14 protein-coding genes are annotated in these 14916 nt (G+C 70.1%); 7 read left to right on the top strand and 7 right to left on the bottom strand.

From position 1 onward, the window contains the following. Window positions 1-104: 104 nt before the first annotated feature. The 3 genes from ACFYTQ_RS02625 to ACFYTQ_RS02615 all read right to left on the bottom strand — a co-directional run bounded on the left by ACFYTQ_RS02625 (window position 105) and on the right by ACFYTQ_RS02615 (window position 2466). A complete protein-coding gene (locus ACFYTQ_RS02625; protein WP_387356484.1) occupies window positions 105-542 on the bottom strand; it encodes a gamma-glutamylcyclotransferase family protein in 438 nt (145 codons plus the stop codon). A gap of 180 nt (window positions 543-722) precedes the next feature. Next, window positions 723-1517: an MBL fold metallo-hydrolase gene (locus tag ACFYTQ_RS02620; RefSeq protein WP_387356483.1), complete on the bottom strand. Its 795-nt coding sequence runs from the start codon at window positions 1515-1517 to the stop codon at window positions 723-725. A 31-nt stretch (window positions 1518-1548) separates the two neighbouring features. After that, window positions 1549-2466 carry a hydrogen peroxide-inducible genes activator gene (locus ACFYTQ_RS02615; RefSeq protein WP_387356482.1) on the bottom strand — a complete coding sequence of 306 codons (918 nt, stop codon included), beginning with the start codon at window positions 2464-2466 and terminating at the stop codon, window positions 1549-1551. Window positions 2467-2572: 106 nt separating this feature from the next. On the opposite strand from ACFYTQ_RS02615, the gene ACFYTQ_RS02610 reads away from it, so the two are divergent. The 3 genes from ACFYTQ_RS02610 to ACFYTQ_RS02600 all read left to right on the top strand — a co-directional run bounded on the left by ACFYTQ_RS02610 (window position 2573) and on the right by ACFYTQ_RS02600 (window position 4491). Next, window positions 2573-3160 carry a peroxiredoxin gene (locus ACFYTQ_RS02610; RefSeq protein WP_387356480.1) on the top strand — a complete coding sequence of 196 codons (588 nt, stop codon included), beginning with the start codon at window positions 2573-2575 and terminating at the stop codon, window positions 3158-3160. A gap of 22 nt (window positions 3161-3182) precedes the next feature. After that, the gene (locus tag ACFYTQ_RS02605) at window positions 3183-3722 is read left to right on the top strand and encodes a carboxymuconolactone decarboxylase family protein (RefSeq protein ID WP_387356478.1); all 540 of its coding nucleotides are present in this window, start codon (window positions 3183-3185) and stop codon (window positions 3720-3722) included. A gap of 73 nt (window positions 3723-3795) precedes the next feature. Next, a complete protein-coding gene (locus ACFYTQ_RS02600; RefSeq protein ID WP_387356476.1) occupies window positions 3796-4491 on the top strand; it encodes a PhzF family phenazine biosynthesis protein in 696 nt (231 codons plus the stop codon). A 4-nt stretch (window positions 4492-4495) separates the two neighbouring features. Here ACFYTQ_RS02600 and ACFYTQ_RS02595 read toward each other — a convergent pair whose 3' ends face one another. After that, window positions 4496-5032, bottom strand: coding sequence for a DUF5134 domain-containing protein (locus ACFYTQ_RS02595; RefSeq protein ID WP_387356474.1), 537 nt, complete (start codon window positions 5030-5032; stop codon window positions 4496-4498). 91 nt (window positions 5033-5123) lie between these two features. Between ACFYTQ_RS02595 and ACFYTQ_RS02590 the strand changes: the two genes are divergently transcribed. Continuing rightward, window positions 5124-5579 carry a GNAT family N-acetyltransferase gene (locus tag ACFYTQ_RS02590; protein ID WP_387356472.1) on the top strand — a complete coding sequence of 152 codons (456 nt, stop codon included), beginning with the start codon at window positions 5124-5126 and terminating at the stop codon, window positions 5577-5579. A 3-nt stretch (window positions 5580-5582) separates the two neighbouring features. Here ACFYTQ_RS02590 and ACFYTQ_RS02585 read toward each other — a convergent pair whose 3' ends face one another. Together ACFYTQ_RS02585 and ACFYTQ_RS02580 are read right to left on the bottom strand one after the other, a co-directional pair. After that, on the bottom strand, window positions 5583-6776 hold the full coding sequence (locus ACFYTQ_RS02585) for an aspartate aminotransferase family protein (RefSeq protein WP_387357013.1): 1194 nt from the start codon (window positions 6774-6776) through the stop codon (window positions 5583-5585). A gap of 70 nt (window positions 6777-6846) precedes the next feature. Then, window positions 6847-7491 (bottom strand): Pr6Pr family membrane protein, encoded by a 645-nt coding sequence (locus ACFYTQ_RS02580; RefSeq protein ID WP_387356470.1) that lies wholly within the window; start codon window positions 7489-7491, stop codon window positions 6847-6849. Between the two features lie 466 nt (window positions 7492-7957). Here ACFYTQ_RS02580 and hrpA point away from each other — a divergent pair, with 466 nt between their 5' ends. Next, on the top strand, window positions 7958-12085 hold the full coding sequence (gene hrpA / locus ACFYTQ_RS02575) for an ATP-dependent RNA helicase HrpA (RefSeq protein WP_387356468.1): 4128 nt from the start codon (window positions 7958-7960) through the stop codon (window positions 12083-12085). Between the two features lie 56 nt (window positions 12086-12141). Here the strand turns inward: hrpA and nrdR are convergent, their stop codons facing one another. Beyond that, the gene (nrdR, locus tag ACFYTQ_RS02570) at window positions 12142-12618 is read right to left on the bottom strand and encodes a transcriptional regulator NrdR (RefSeq protein ID WP_387356466.1); all 477 of its coding nucleotides are present in this window, start codon (window positions 12616-12618) and stop codon (window positions 12142-12144) included. A gap of 126 nt (window positions 12619-12744) precedes the next feature. On the opposite strand from nrdR, the gene ACFYTQ_RS02565 reads away from it, so the two are divergent. Next, window positions 12745-13896 carry a serine hydrolase domain-containing protein gene (locus ACFYTQ_RS02565; RefSeq protein WP_387356464.1) on the top strand — a complete coding sequence of 384 codons (1152 nt, stop codon included), beginning with the start codon at window positions 12745-12747 and terminating at the stop codon, window positions 13894-13896. 90 nt (window positions 13897-13986) lie between these two features. After that, window positions 13987-14916, top strand: a complete 930-nt coding sequence (locus tag ACFYTQ_RS02560) for an SDR family NAD(P)-dependent oxidoreductase (RefSeq protein WP_387356462.1) — start codon at window positions 13987-13989, stop codon at window positions 14914-14916.

The raw sequence follows: 14916 nt of genomic DNA, 5'->3' as shown, positions 1-14916 counted from the left end.
CGGAATGAACAACAGATGGATCAGAAGTTGAGCAATGTGCTTAATTCGCCGACTGCGAACTGGGCAGCGGCTGGGCAGTGTGTGACCCTCGCCACGCGTTCGGGCTACGACTCCCGTTCGCCGAGCACCGCCTCGCGTCGCCAGCGCGCGCAGCGCTCGACGTAGCGGTCGAGGTGGTCGGCGGCGAAGACCTCGGGCAGCCAGTCGTTGCGGGTGATCTCCGCGGTCCACACGTAGGTCGGCACGGGTTCGGGGTGGCCGATCACCTCGATCGGCCGCAGGTCGTACTCGTCGTCCTCGAACGCGTCGATCTCCCGCCACTCGCGGTCGGTGAGCCCGCTCAGCACGAGGCCGCCCGCCATGCGCTCGGGCCGGGCGACCAGCCCCGGATAGAACCGGCCGGGCAGCGCGACCACCCACCAGCCGGGCGCCACCGCGATGTCGTGTTCGGGCATCCGGCCGATGAGTTCGTCCAGGACGGGGGCGAATTGGAGCGTGCCGTAGACGAACAGCCGATCGCCGACGTCCCGGAGCCTGCTCATGCGAACCATCCCGATAACCGAGGAGTTGCCGATTCGGGTGTGCGGGGTCTGGTCGGTCGCATGAGACCACTGTGCCGAATTCGTGCGGCCAGGCGGAAAACGCGGGCGCGTGACCTCACTCACGGTCATAGCGAAACGCAATGACCGCTCGGATGTCGGTGCTGATCGATTGCTGGACCGTCAGGGCGTGGGCCGCACGGCGGTCCCGGTCAGTTGGGCGAAGGCGTGCGGGTCGTGCGAGCAGAAGATGGTGATCTCGCCGCCGTGTTCGCGGTTCAACTCCACGAGCCGACGCTGGTTCTCCCGGTACGTCCCCGCCGAGATCGCGCTCAGTTCCAGCAGCCGCCACAGCCACGGGGTGCGCGGATTCACCGGATCGATCTCGCTGTCGAGGTAGAAGGCGTCCCCGGCGTGCAGCAGCCAGCCGTTGCCGTGGTCCACCGCCACCCCGACGTGGCCGCGGGTGTGGCCGGGCAGCGGGACCACGAGGATCTCCGGGGGCAGCCCGGGCAGGTCGCGCACGGCCCGGAAGCCGAACCACGGTTCGCCGCCCTCGAATTCGTTGACCATCCAGCGCGGGCCGTGCGACCACTCCGCCGCGCGGTAGCGGATGCGTTCGGACGTCGCGCGGCTCGCGGTCGCCGCGCGGAATTCGGGTCCGTGCACATGCACCACGGCCTGCGGGAAGTCCGACAGTCCCCCGGCGTGGTCGAAATCCAGGTGGGTGAGGATGATGTGCCGCACGTCGGCGGGGTCGTAGCCCAGCGCCTGGATCTGACGGATCGCGGTCTCGTGCTCGGCGGGTTTGGCGCCCACCACGAATCGGCTCGGACCCAGCAACTTCCCGGGATTGCGCACGCAATCGAGCCCGAAACCGGTGTCCACCAGCACCAGCCCGGCCCGGGTCTCGACCAGCAGGCAGTGCGCGATCGCGCCCATGGACATGCTGCCGCAATTGAGATGATGAATCCGCACGGCCCGAGCGTGTCAGACCCTCCCCGCAGGGTCAATCGCGCTGGTGCGGGCGCTGTTCGCGAATGATCTCGGCGAGCCGTTCGTAGTCCTCGACGCGGGCGGTCGAGCCGCGGAACACCAGGCCCAGGGTGCGGCCGGGCGCGGGCGCGGCGAACCGCGCGATATCCAATGTGCCCCGGGCGGTTTCGGCGGCCACGGCCATCTCCGGAATCAGCGAGACGCCCAGCCCGCCCGAGACGCACTGCACCACGGTCGCCAGCGACGCGGCGCGGGTGTCCCCCACGGGACCCGGGCGCACATCGCGGGCGCGGCACAGTTCGAGGGTCTGATCGCGCAGGCAGTGGCCCTCGTCGAGCAGCAGCAACGGCAGCAGATCCAATGCCTCGGGCGCGACGTCGGTGCGGCCCGCCAGTTCGTGCCCGCGCGGGGTGACCAGCACGAATTCCTCGGTGTAGAGCGGAATCTCGACCAGGCCGGAGGCCTCGGCGGGCAGGGCCAGCAGCGCCACGTCGAGCACGCCGGTGCGCAGGCCGTCGAGCAGCCGCGCGGTCTGGTCCTCGATCACGTGCGGCACCAATGCCGGTAGCCGCGAACGCAATTCGGGCAGCAGGCCGGGCAGCACGTACGGCGCGACGGTCGGGATGATGCCCAGGCGCAGGCTGCCGCCGAGGCCGTCCCCGGCCGCCGAGGCGACGAAACGGTCCGCGGCCTCGAGGGTCGCCATCGCTTGCGGCAGCAGCCTTTTGCCCGCCGCGGTCACCAGCACGCGGCGGGTGCTGCGCTCGATCAGTTGCAGTCCCAGTCCGTTTTCCAGTGATGCCAGGGCCTGCGATAGCGTTGGCTGGCTCACATTCAGCCGCGCGGCCGCGGTGCCGAAGTGGCGGTACTCCGCGATCGCCACGAACGCACGCAGCTGTGACAGGGTGGGCTGATAAGTCTGATCAGTCACGCCTATCAGTATAGTGCGACTGATCACCTTTACCTTTAACCCCAGGTTGGGGCAAGATCACCACGAACACTTCGCACGGCAATCCCGACAACGAAGAGGAGCAAGCATGGCACTGCTGACCATCGGCGACCAGTTCCCCGCCTACAACCTGACCGCGGTCATCGGCGGCGACCTGTCCAAGGTGAATGCTCAGCAGCCCGACGACTACTTCACCCGGGTCACGAGCGACGACCACGCGGGCAAGTGGCGGATCGTGTTCTTCTGGCCCAAGGACTTCACCTTCGTCTGCCCGACCGAGATCGCCGCGTTCGGCAAGCTGAACGAGGAGTTCGCCGACCGCGACGCGCAGGTGCTCGGGGTGTCGGTGGACAACGAGTTCGTGCACTTCCAGTGGCGGGCGCAGCACGAGGACCTCAAGACCCTGCCGTTCCCGATGCTGTCGGACCTCAAGCGCGAGCTGACCACCGCGACCGGCGTGCTGAACGCCGACGGTGTCGCCGACCGCGCGACCTTCATCGTCGACCCGAACAACGAGATCCAGTTCGTGTCCGTCACCGCCGGTTCGGTCGGCCGCAATGTCGACGAGGTGCTGCGCGTGCTGGACGCGTTGCAGTCCGACGAGCTGTGCGCGTGCAACTGGAAGAAGGGCGACCCGACCATTGACGCGGGTGAGCTCCTGAGCGCCAGCGTCTGATTTCCATCTCCCGGAGGATCGCTTGTCTGTAGAGAACCTGAAGAACTCGCTTCCCGAGTACGCCAAGGACCTCAAGCTGAATCTGTCGTCCATCGCGCGGTCGACCGTGCTGAACGAACAGCAGCTGTGGGGCACCCTGCTCGCGACCGCGGCGGCCACCCGCTCGGCCACCACGCTGCGCGAGATCGCCGAGGAGGCGGCCGACACGCTGTCGGCCGAGGCGTACAACGCCGCGCTCGGCGCGGCCTCGATCATGGGCATGAACAATGTGTTCTACCGGGGCCGGGCGTTCCTCGGCGGCCGCTACGACGACCTGCGGGCCGGGCTGCGCATGCAGATCATCGGCTCCCCGGGCGTCGACAAGGCCGATTTCGAGCTGTGGTCGTTCGCGGTGTCGTCGATCAACGGCTGCCAGCACTGCCTGGAGGCGCACGAGCACACCCTGCGCGAGGCGGGCGCCTCGCGTGAGGTGATCTTCGAGGCGCTGCGGGTGGCGGCCATCGTCGCCGGTGTCGGCCAGGCGGTGCAGAACACCGAGGCCCTCGCCTCGGCAAACGTCTGATTCGACCCGTTGAGCCCTGCCCCCGGAAACTTCCGGGCGGCAGGGCTCTTCGGCCTCGAGTAGGCTCGAGCACATGGGCGGAGTCGAGAGCGACAGTACGCAGATCGAGGTGGTGCGCGTCTTCACCGACGCGGCGGGCCGGTTCGGCAACCCGCTGGGCATCGCCCGCGCGGAGGATGTCGTGGGCGTGGATCACCAGGCGCTGGCGGCGCGGGCGGGGTACAGCGAGACGGTCGTGGTGGACCGGCCGAGCGGCGGGCGCACCCGGATGCGGATCTACACCCCCGCGACCGAACTGCCGTTCGCGGGGCATCCGTCGGTGGGCGCGGCCTGGTGGCTGGCGAGCGTCGGCGAGCCGGTGAAGGTGCTCGACGTGCCCGCCGGGCCGGTCGAGACCGAGGCGCTCGACACCGGGCTGACCTGGGTGCGCGCCCGCGCGGAGTGGACCCCGAACTTCGCCTTCGACCAGTTCGAGAACCTGGACGACCTGCTCACGCTGCGGCCGGAGGATTTCACCGAGGGGCAGCACTACGTGTGGACCTGGGTGGACGAGCAGCGCGGCGCGATCCGGTCGCGAATGTTCGCCCCCGCCATGGGGATTCGCGAGGACGAGGCGACCGGCGCGGCGGCGATCGCGCTCACGGCGCTGCTGCGGCGCGGGCTGATCATCACCCAGGGCGCGGGGTCGCAGCTGTTCACCGAATGGGATTCCGACGGCTGGGTGCGCCTGGGCGGGCGGGTGGCGCCCGATCATCCGGTGACGGTCTGAATCCTCACGCCAGCGCCGCGATCATCATGTAGGCGGTGCCCAGATCCATCACCAGGTGCGGAACGAGGGCGCTCGGACCCGCCGTGCCCGAGGGATGGATCAGGGTGTGCCACAGCGAGATTCGCGTGGGCAACAGCGTCAGCGCGGCGTCGGCCGCGAACAGGACCGCGAGCGCGATCAGCACCGGCCGATGGCCGCCGGACAGGTGCGCCGACATGGCGTAGAGCATGGCGGCCGCGGCCCCGAGATGATAGGCGATGGCCGGTCCGGTTCCGTTGCGGCGCTGGATGATCCGGTCCCCCAGCAGCAGCGCGTACACGACGACCATGGCGGTCAGCACGCCGCTGATCGCGTGGTGGCTCGCCGACACCGGGAAGATCAACATCACCCCCATCACCAGGCACATGAGCAGATGGGCGGCATCGGCCTCCCGATCCAGCGACCCCGCCGCGACCCGCCCCGCCACGATCGCCCCCGTCACCGCGAAGGCGAGCAGGACCCCCCACCGCAGCGCCCCGAACTCCAGCACGAACCCGCCCACAGCCGACCGCCTTTCGCCGCACTGCCCCTTCGCGCCCTGTCTCCATGCTCGCATCCCGCGCGCGTGCGGGCACGTTGTTTACGGTGTCGGTGTGCGAATAGTGGTGGAGGACGTGACCGCGGCCGACCTGATCGAGCTGCTCACCCGGCATCTGGCCGAGATGCGCGCCCACTCGCCGGAGGAGAGCGCGCACGCCCTGGATCCGGCCGGGCTGCGCGAACCGGGGGTGACGGTGTGGTCGCTGCGCGACGGCGACACGCTCGCCGGGTGCGGCGCGCTGCGGGAGATCGATCCGGAGCACGGCGAGATCAAGGCGATGCGCACGGCCGCGAGGTTCCGCGGCCGAGGGGTGGGGGCGACGATGCTCGGTCACCTCGTCGCCACGGCGCGCGAGCGCGGATACCGGCGGCTGAGCCTGGAAACCGGTGCGGGCGAATTCTTCTCGCCCGCTCGGCGGTTGTACGAGCGACACGGATTCCGGCCCTGCGCGCCCTTCGCCGAGTACGTGCCGGATCCGCACAGCGTGTTCCTGACGCTGGCGTTGTAGCGGTCAGCCGAGGGCGCGGGCGATTCCGGCGGCGAGGTCGGCCACCTGGTGTTCGGTGATGACGAACGACGGGGAGATCTGGAGGGCGCCCTGTCCGGCGGCGCGGCCCGAGATGCCTTGGGCGCGCAGGGCTTTCACCATGGCCGGGCCTTCGGCGGGGTCGGCGAGTTGGACGGCGGCGACCGCGCCGAGGCCGCTGCGGATCTCGGCCACGCGCGGGTGGTCGGCGAGCGGGGCGAGATGCTCGTGCAGCAGGGATTCGAGGTTCTTGCTGGCGTCGAGCAGGTGCTCGCGTTCGATGATGTCGAGATTGGCCATGGCCGCGGCGGCGGCGCCGGCATGACCGCCGTAGGTGTAGCCGTGACGGAACCAGACGCCGCCGGAGTGGAACGGTTCGGCCACGCGCGGGGCGGCGAAGACCGCGCCCATGGGCAGGTAGCCGGAGGTGAGGCCCTTGGCGGTGGTCATGAGGTCCGGTTCGAGGCCGAATCTGGTGGAGGCGAACCAGGATCCGCCGATGCGGCCGAACCCGGTGACGACCTCGTCGGCGACGAACAGGATGTCGTTGTCGCGGCACAGTCGCCGGACCTCGGCGAGGTAGCCCTCGGGCGGTAGGTAGATGCCGCCCGCGCCGATGATCGGCTCGCAGAAGAAGGCGGCGATGCGGTCCGCGCCGACCTCGTCGATAAGCGCCGCCAGGGCGTGGGCGTCGTTCCATTCGATCGTGCGGGCGTCGGGCACGAGTTCGCCGTAGCCCTCACGATTCACGGTGATGCCCGCGAGGGCGGTTCCGGCGACGTGCATGCCGTGGTAGGCGAGGCGGCGGCCGACCAGCAGCGTCTTGTCCGGCTTGCCCACCTCGTGCCAGTAGCGGCGGGCGAGTTTGGCGGCGGTGTCGACGGAATCGGAGCCGCCCGAGGTGAACATGATCTTGCTACCCGGGACGGGGGCCAGCTCCGAAAGCCGTTGCGCCAGTTCCTGAGTCACGGGGGCGGCGATATCACCGAAGTTGCTGTAGTGCGCCAGCGTCGACAACTGGGCGCCCACGGCGTCGGCGATCTCCCGCCGCCCGTGCCCGACATTGGTGAACCACAGCCCGGCGGTCGCGTCGAGATAGCGGTTGCCGTCCCGATCCCACACATAGGCGCCCTCACCCCGCGCGACCACGAACGCGCCGTCCCGCTCGACCGCGCCCATATCGGCGAATCCGTGCCACAACGCACCCACGTCCGCACTCCTCTCCCACGCGACCTCGATCGCGCCCAGACTACCCGCGCCGCGCGACACCGCTCTCGGCGCGCCGAGGTTCGCGCAGGTCACCGACCCAGGCCACCGCGGCCGCCAGCAATGCGAAGACCGCGGCGAGGATCACCAGCCCGATGAGCATGGACGGATACCCCTGCGTGCGTGGGTCCAGGAACGGATAGGGATACCAGTCGACGATCGGCCCCCGAATCAGGCTGTACGCCCCGTACACCGCCGGATAGATCAACCACGCCCCCACCAACCGCGCCGACACCCCGAGCCCCGCCGGAACCACCAGCCAATCGATCACCATCACGATCGGCTGCACCCGATGCAGCGTGTGATTGATCCACTGATCGGTCAGCGACACATCCACATTCGCGAGCAACACCGCGTACACCACCCCGGTGATGAGCAGATACAACGCCGCCGCTCCCCGCGCCACCTGCCACCGCCGCCCCCGCGGATCGATCACCCCACCCACGAGCAATACGACCGCCCCCAACACATTCGACTCGATGGTGAAGTAACTGAAGTAATTCCCCACCGAAAACCCCGCATTCCCCCCATCCCGAACCGGCAGCCACAACACAACAACAACCCCCAACACCCCGAACCCCACCCGAAGACCCCGAACCCACCACGGCGCCCCCACACCCGTCTCCATCCCCCGATCCTCCCACGCCCACCCTCCCCACCACCCCGAACACGCCCACCCTCGAGAGCACGAAACCCAGCCGCACCCCTTATTCGAATCCGCACCCCTTACATAGCCCCACAAGGGGTGCGGATCCGAATAAAGGGTGCGGCTGTGCTGCCGGGCCTGGGGAGCCCGGGCCCGGGGAGGGTGGGGTCAGGGGTGGCCGGGGAGGGGGCCGCCGCGGGGGTGGCGGAGGCGGTGGAGGGGTCGACGCACTGCGGTGCGGAGGGTCGCGGTGAGGGAGCGGAGCTCCTCTCGGGCCAGCGCGACTATGCCGAGCAGCAGTGAGACGACTCGCAGGGCACGGACCCACATCGGCGTTCCCGAACCAGCGGCCATGATTCGATGGTGACATATCGGGCGGCGGATGCGGAGCAAGATCAGCAAGGGCGTTGGGCCGCGTCGTCGGGGTTTCGCTAGGCTGGTCCATGCAATGACCAGGACCGCCGCCACCTCTCGCGCGCTGCGCAACCGCCTGGCCGATCTCACGATTCGCGACGAATTTCGCTTGCGCCGCCGTCTGGATCGGGCCCGCGGTGACCTCACCGACCTCGAGCACGAGATCGCGACCGCCGAGGACCGGGTCCGGGCGCGGCGCGCGGCCGTCCCGTCGATCCGGTATCCGGAGCAGCTTCCCGTCTCGGCGCGCCGCGACGATATCGCCGCCGCGATCGCCGCCCATCAGGTCGTCGTGATCGCCGGTGAGACGGGTTCGGGCAAGACCACCCAGATCCCGAAGATCTGCCTCGAACTGGGCCGCGGCATCCGCGGCACCATCGGCCACACCCAGCCGCGCCGGCTCGCCGCGCGCACGGTCGCCGAACGCATCGCCGAGGAGTTGGGCACCGAACTCGGCGATGTGGTCGGTTACACGGTCCGCTTCACCGATCAGGCATCCGAACGCACGCTGATCAAGCTCATGACCGACGGCATCCTGCTGGCCGAGATCCAGCGCGACCGCCTGTTACGCCGCTACGACACGATCATCATCGACGAGGCCCACGAACGCAGCCTCAATATCGACTTCCTGCTCGGCTATCTGAAGCAGCTGCTGCCCAAGCGACCCGACCTCAAGGTGGTCATCACCTCCGCGACCATCGATCCGGAGCTGTTCGCCCGTCACTTCGCCGACGAATCCGGTACGCCCGCACCGATCGTCGAGGTGTCGGGCCGGTCGTATCCGGTGGAGATCCGCTACCGGCCCCTGTCCCTGGAGTTGCCCGCCCCGGCCGGGGAGGGCGAGGACGACGAGGACGACGACCCGCGCGTGGTGGACCGCGACCCGGTCGACGCGATCGGCGACGCGGTCACCGAACTGCTCGCCGAGGGAGACGGCGATGTGCTGGTCTTCCTGTCCGGTGAGCGCGAGATCCGCGACGCCGCCGATGCCCTGCGCGATCTGAAACTGCCGCGCACCGAGATCCTCCCGCTGTACGCGCGGCTGTCCACGGCCGAACAGCATCGGGTCTTCCAGTCGCACACCGGCCGCCGCGTCGTGCTGGCCACCAATGTCGCCGAGACCTCGCTGACCGTGCCCGGCATCCGCTACGTGGTCGACCCGGGCACGGCCCGCATCTCCCGCTATTCGATGCGCACCAAGGTCCAGCGCCTGCCGATCGAACCGATCTCGCAGGCGTCGGCCCGCCAGCGCGCCGGGCGGTGCGGCCGCGTCGCCGACGGCATCTGCATCCGGCTCTACTCCGAGGACGACTTCGAGGCCCGCCCCGCCTTCACCGAACCGGAGATCCTGCGCACCAACCTGGCCGCGGTCATCCTCCAGATGACGGCCCTCGGCCTCGGCGATATCGAGAACTTCCCCTTCGTCGAGCCCCCGGACCGCCGCGCCATCCGCGACGGCATCGCGCTGCTGGAGGAACTGGGCGCGCTGGCCCGCAAGACGGCGGAAACCGATGCGGCGCGGCCGGATTCGAGGCGCGGGCGCGACGACCGAGAAGGGCCCGCGCCCGAGGACCGTGAGGCGAGCGAAACCGACCCGGAACCCCCACGGCCCCAACGCAACCCACGCCGCCGCGAGGACGCGACGGTCGGCGATCTCGTCCTGACCCCCGTCGGCCGGGAGATGGCGCAGATCCCCGTCGATCCGCGCATGGCGCGAATGTTGGTGGAGGCCAATCGGAACGGGTGCCTCCCGGAGGTGCTGGTGGTCGTCGCGGCACTCTCGATTCAGGACGTGCGCGAGCGACCGGCCGAATTCCAGCAGGCGGCGGACGCCAAGCACGCGCGGTTCACCGTCGAGGGTTCGGACTTCCTCGCCTACCTGCGGCTGTGGGACTATCTGCGCGCGCAGCGGAAGGCATTGTCGTCCAACCAGTTCCGGCGCATGTGCCGGGACGAGTTCCTGCACTATCTGCGCATCCGGGAATGGCAGGATCTGCACGGGCAGTTGCGCACGATCACCAAGGGGCTCGGCTGGTCGGCCGACGGGCAGGTCGCGGCGATGCCCGAGGACTCCGACGCCCTGCCGTGGGACGGCACGGCCATCCACCGGTCGCTGCTGGCGGGCATGCTGTCGCATATCGGCCTGCGCGAGGCCGAGACCCGCGAATTCCTCGGCGCGCGCAACGCCAAGTTCATGATCTTCCCGGGCTCGTCGCTGGCGAAGAAGCCGCCGCGCTGGGTGATGGCCGCCGAACTGGTGGAGACCTCGCGGCTGTGGGGCCGCATGGCCGCGCGGATCGAGCCGGAGTGGGCCGAGCAGCTGGCCGGGGATCTGGTCAAACGCACGTACTCCGAACCGCACTGGTCCTCGCGACGCGGCGCGGCCATGGCCTATGAGCGCGTCACGCTGTACGGCATCCCGCTGGTCACCCAGCGACGCGTCGACTTCGGCCGGATCGATCCGCAGCTGTCGCGGGAGCTGTTCCTCCGGCACGCGCTGGTGCAGGGCGAATGGCAGACGCGGCACGAGTTCTTCCACCGCAATCGGGAACTGATCGACGACGTCGCCGATCTGGAGAACCGGGCGCGCCGCCGCGACATCCTCGTCGACGATCAGGTGCTGTTCGAGTTCTACGATCAGCGCGTCCCCGCCGACGTGGTGTCGGTGCGGCACTTCGACAGCTGGTGGCGCAAGGCGCAACGCAAGGATCCGGGGCTGCTGGACTTCTCCACGGCCACGGTGGTGAATTCCGATGCGGCCGTGCTGGATCCGACCGCCTTCCCCGACCGCTGGCGTCAGGGCGAACTCGACTTCCCGCTCACCTACCAGTTCGAACCGGGCCAGGCCGACGACGGCGTGACCGTGCACATCCCGATCGCCCAGCTCGCCCACGTCCGCGCCGTCGGCTTCGACTGGCTGGTCCCCGGGATGCGCGAGGAGCTCGCCGCCGCGCTGATCAAGACGCTGCCGAAACAGTTGCGCCGCACCGTGGTTCCCGCGCCGGACTTCGCCCGCGCCGCGCTGGGACGACTCACCCCGCGCGCCGAACCGCTGCGGGTCGGGCTCGCCCGCGAACTGTCCCGGCTGGGTTCGGTCACCATCCGCACCGAGGATCTCGACCCGGCCGCGCTCCCCGACCACCTGCGCATGACATTCGCGGCGACCGCGCCCGACGGCACCATCGTCGACCGCGACAAGAGCCTCGCCGCGCTGAAAAACCGCCTGTCGGACCAGGTTTCGAAGTCGGTGGCGCGGGCGACCCGCGCCGCCGAGCGCGCCCCGGCCACGGTGTGGACCTCCGAATCGCTGGGCACGCTCGAACCGACCGTGCGCCGCCAGGTCGGCGGGCAGACCATCACCGGCTATCCGGCGCTGGTCCCCGAGTCCGGCGGCGTCGCGGTGCGGGTGCTGTCCTCGCCCGCCGAACAGGCCGCCGCCATGCGCGCCGGGACCCGGGCCCTGGTGCTCAACGAGCTGCCCGCCTCCCCGCGCGCCGCGACGGCGGGCCTGTCCCCGGCCGACCGGCTCGCGCTCACCCAGAACCCGTACGGATCCCTCGAGGCGCTGGTCGAGGACTGCCGGGCCTGCGCCGCGGACGAATTGATCGCGACCCAGGGCGGCCCGGTGCGCAGCCCCGAGGAGTTCCGCGCCCTCATCGACCGCATCCGCCCGCGCTTCGGCGAGACCGTCGCCCGGATCGTGCGGCTGGTGGTGCCGGTGCTGGCCGAGGCCCACCGCGTGCGAACGGCGTTGTCGGACACCACCGATCGCGAGGCCGCCGAGGACGTCACCCAGCAGCTCGACGAGCTGGTGTTCCCCGGCTTCATCGCCGAATTCGGCAGCGCCCGCCTGCGCGAACTCCCCCGCTACCTGCACGCCGCGACGGTCCGCCTCCAGGCCCTCCCCTCGTCGGCGACCCGCGATCACCAGGCCATGCTCGAACTGGATCGCGTCCACGCCGCCTACCAACGCCTGCTCGACTCGCTACCGCCGTCGCGCCGCGCGGCCCGCGATGTCACCGAGATCTGGTGGATGATCGAGGAATTGCGGGTCGGCCTGTTCGCCCAGCAGCTCGGCACGCCGTATCCGGTGTCCGCCAAGCGAATCGAGAAGGCCATCGCGGCGGTGCGCGCGGCACCGGTGAAACGCGCCCCGCGCTGAGTCCCACCCCATCCGCCGAGAACCCTTGTGGGACAAGGCGATCCGATCGGGGGAACTCAGTCCGCGGTCGCGCTGACCGTGCGGTCCGCGCGCTTGCGGCGCAGGTCGGCGATCTCGCGTTCGAAGTCCTCGGCGGAGGTGAAGGAGCGGTAGACCGAGGCGAAGCGGAGGTAGGCGACCTCGTCCAGGTCGCGCAGCGGGCCGAGGATGGCCAGGCCCACCTCGTGGCTGGGAACCTCGGGCGAACCCTTGGCGCGGACCGCGTCCTCGACCTGCTGGGCCAGCAGGTTCAGGGCGTCGTCGTCGACCTCGCGGCCCTGGCAGGCGCGACGGACGCCGCGAATGACCTTCTCGCGACTGAACGGTTCGGTGACACCGCTGCGTTTGACCACCGACAGAATGGCGGTCTCCACGGTCGTGAACCGACGTCCGCACTGCGGGCAGGCGCGGCGGCGCCTGATGGCAGTACCTTCCTCGGCCTCACGTGAGTCGACCACCCGCGAATCCGGGTGACGACAGTACGGGCAATGCATCCGAAACCCTTCGGCGAGCGGGTGTACAGGGCTTATACGGCCTTAACACTGTCGAGGATACTCGGCGGCGACGAATTATCGCGGGCAGCCCGCCGACACGCACTGAAACGTGTTCTAATTTTTCCCATGAGCGAGACGGTGAACGGGTGGGTCGATCCCGCGTTCCGTGCGGTGCGTGAGGTGTTCGCGGCCGATTTCGCCGACGGGCGCGATCTCGGGGCGAGCGTCGCGGTGTTCGTGAACGGTCGCGCGGTCGTGGATCTGTGGGGCGGGGTCGCGGACGAACGCACCGGCCGGGTGTGGGAACGGGATACGCCCGCGGTCACGTTCTCCTGCACCAAGGCGGTGACCGCGACGGCGGCGCTGCGGGTGGCGGCCGAATCCGGTTCGGACTGGGACGAACCGGTGACCTCGTGGTGGCCGGAGTTCGGTGTGGCGGACAAGGATTCGATCACCCTCGCCGACCTGTTGACGCACCGGGCGGGTCTGCCCGCGTTCGACCGTCCCGTGAGCGCGGCGGAGGCCGCGGATCCGGCGGCCATGGCGGCCCGGCTGGCCGCCCAGCGTCCGGTGTGGGAGCCCGGCAGCGAACACGGCTATCACGGGCTCACCTTCGGCTGGCTGGTCGGCGAATTCGTCCGGCGCCGAACGGGTTCCACGGTCGGCGACTACACCCGCCGCCACCTCGGCGCGGACCTGTGGATCGGGCCGCCCCCGGACATCGCCGAGCGGACCGCCCGCCTGGCCTCCCCTCCCCCGGATCAACAGGCGTGGACCGATCCCGGTCCGATCGCCCCGGAGACCGTCGCGGCCATGGCCCGCGCCTTCCGGGATCCCGACTCCCTCGTCCTGCGCGCCACCACCAATCCCGTTGCCTCCTACAACAAATCGGAGGTGCTGACCGGGGGCTGGCCCGCCACCGGCCTCGTCACCACCGCGCGCGCCCTGGCCCGCTTCTACCGCGACCTCGTCGACGGCACCCTGCTACCCCCTACCGTCCTCGCCGAGGCCACTCGGGAACGCGTCCGCGGCCGCGACGCGGTCCTGCTGCTCGAGAGCGCCTTCGCCCTCGGCTACATGCTCCCCTGCGAGAACCTCATCCTCCCGGCTCCCGCCCGCTCCACCGCCTTCGGCCATCCGGGCGCGGGCGGCTCGATCGGGTTGGGCGACAGGGAGAATCGCGTGGCCCTCGCCTTCACCCCGAACCTGCGCCGCGACTGGCTCGCGGGCGACCGCCGCGCCCACGACCTCGTCGCCGCCACCTACGCCGCGTTGTGAGCGGGCACCGAAGTGGTTGCTCGACAATCGAAAATCCGGTGGGGCGGATAGGCTCGTCGCGGGTGGTCGTCCTTCGTTAAGGAGTCGGTGGTGGCGTTCAGCATTGTGATGACCGGGGCGAGCCGGGGGATCGGACGGGTCGCGGCCGAGCGGATCCTGGAACGGGCGGCGGACGCGCATCTGGTGGTGGCGGGACGGGAGTCCACCACCGCGAAGGTGGCGGCCGAACTGAGCGCCGGCGGGCGGGCGGTGTCGCACGTCGCGGTGGATCTCGGATCGATGGCCAGCGTCCGGGAGGCGGCCGCCGAGATCGGCCGGCGGCTCGACGGCGGGGAGCTGCCGCCGTTGCGGGGGTTCGTGGGGAACGCGGGCATTCAGCACACGGACGCGCTGACCGAGAGCGCGGACGGGTTCGAGGCGACGTTCGCGGTGAATGTGCTTGCGAATCATCTGTTTCTGCGGTTGCTCGAGGGGCGGCTCACCGCGCCCGCGCGGGTGGTGATCACCGTGAGCGATACGCATTTCGGGGACTTCCGGCACAATCTCGGCATGGTTCCGGCGCCGGTGTGGCAGGCGCCCGAGGCGCTGGCGCGCACCGGGGCCTTTCCGAAACCGAACAGCACGGCCGCGGGGCGCACCGCGTATTCGACGAGCAAGCTGGCGGCGATCTACCTCGTGCACGAATACGCGCGGCGACTGCCGGAGGGGATCGAGGTGATCGCCTACAACCCGGGTTTCGTGCCCGGCACCGATCTGGCCCGCAACGCGGATGCCGTGTCGCGCTTCGCGATGCGCCGACTCCTGCCCGCCATGACCGTCACGCCGCTGGCCACCGATCTCGCCTCCGCCGGGCGCAATCTCGGTGACGTGGTGACGGGAGCGATCGCCGCGCCGAGCGGATCGTATGTCGATCGCGATCATGTGGCGCCCTCCTCGCAGGAGTCCTACGATCCGGCGCGCGAGGCCGAATTGTGGGATGTGGCCGAACGATTGACCGCGGTGGAGAGCCTGGACCGCTGA

The organism is Nocardia sp. NPDC004068 (assembly GCF_042874315.1).
Classification (GTDB): Bacteria; Actinomycetota; Actinomycetes; order Mycobacteriales; family Mycobacteriaceae; genus Nocardia.
Note: the sequence above shows the minus strand (reverse complement) of the source record. Positions and strands in the feature narration are given on the sequence as shown.

Coding starts and splice junctions, on each gene's coding strand:
- ACFYTQ_RS02625 (WP_387356484.1), bottom strand. CDS start 542: ATGAGCAGGCTCCGGGACGTCGGCGATCGGCTGTTCGTCTACGGCACG.
- ACFYTQ_RS02610 (WP_387356480.1), top strand. CDS start 2,573: ATGGCACTGCTGACCATCGGCGACCAGTTCCCCGCCTACAACCTGACC.
- ACFYTQ_RS02600 (WP_387356476.1), top strand. CDS start 3,796: ATGGGCGGAGTCGAGAGCGACAGTACGCAGATCGAGGTGGTGCGCGTC.
- ACFYTQ_RS02585 (WP_387357013.1), bottom strand. CDS start 6,776: ATGGGCGCGGTCGAGCGGGACGGCGCGTTCGTGGTCGCGCGGGGTGAG.
- ACFYTQ_RS02580 (WP_387356470.1), bottom strand. CDS start 7,491: ATGGAGACGGGTGTGGGGGCGCCGTGGTGGGTTCGGGGTCTTCGGGTG.
- hrpA (WP_387356468.1), top strand. CDS start 7,958: ATGACCAGGACCGCCGCCACCTCTCGCGCGCTGCGCAACCGCCTGGCC.
- nrdR (WP_387356466.1), bottom strand. CDS start 12,618: ATGCATTGCCCGTACTGTCGTCACCCGGATTCGCGGGTGGTCGACTCA.
- ACFYTQ_RS02565 (WP_387356464.1), top strand. CDS start 12,745: ATGAGCGAGACGGTGAACGGGTGGGTCGATCCCGCGTTCCGTGCGGTG.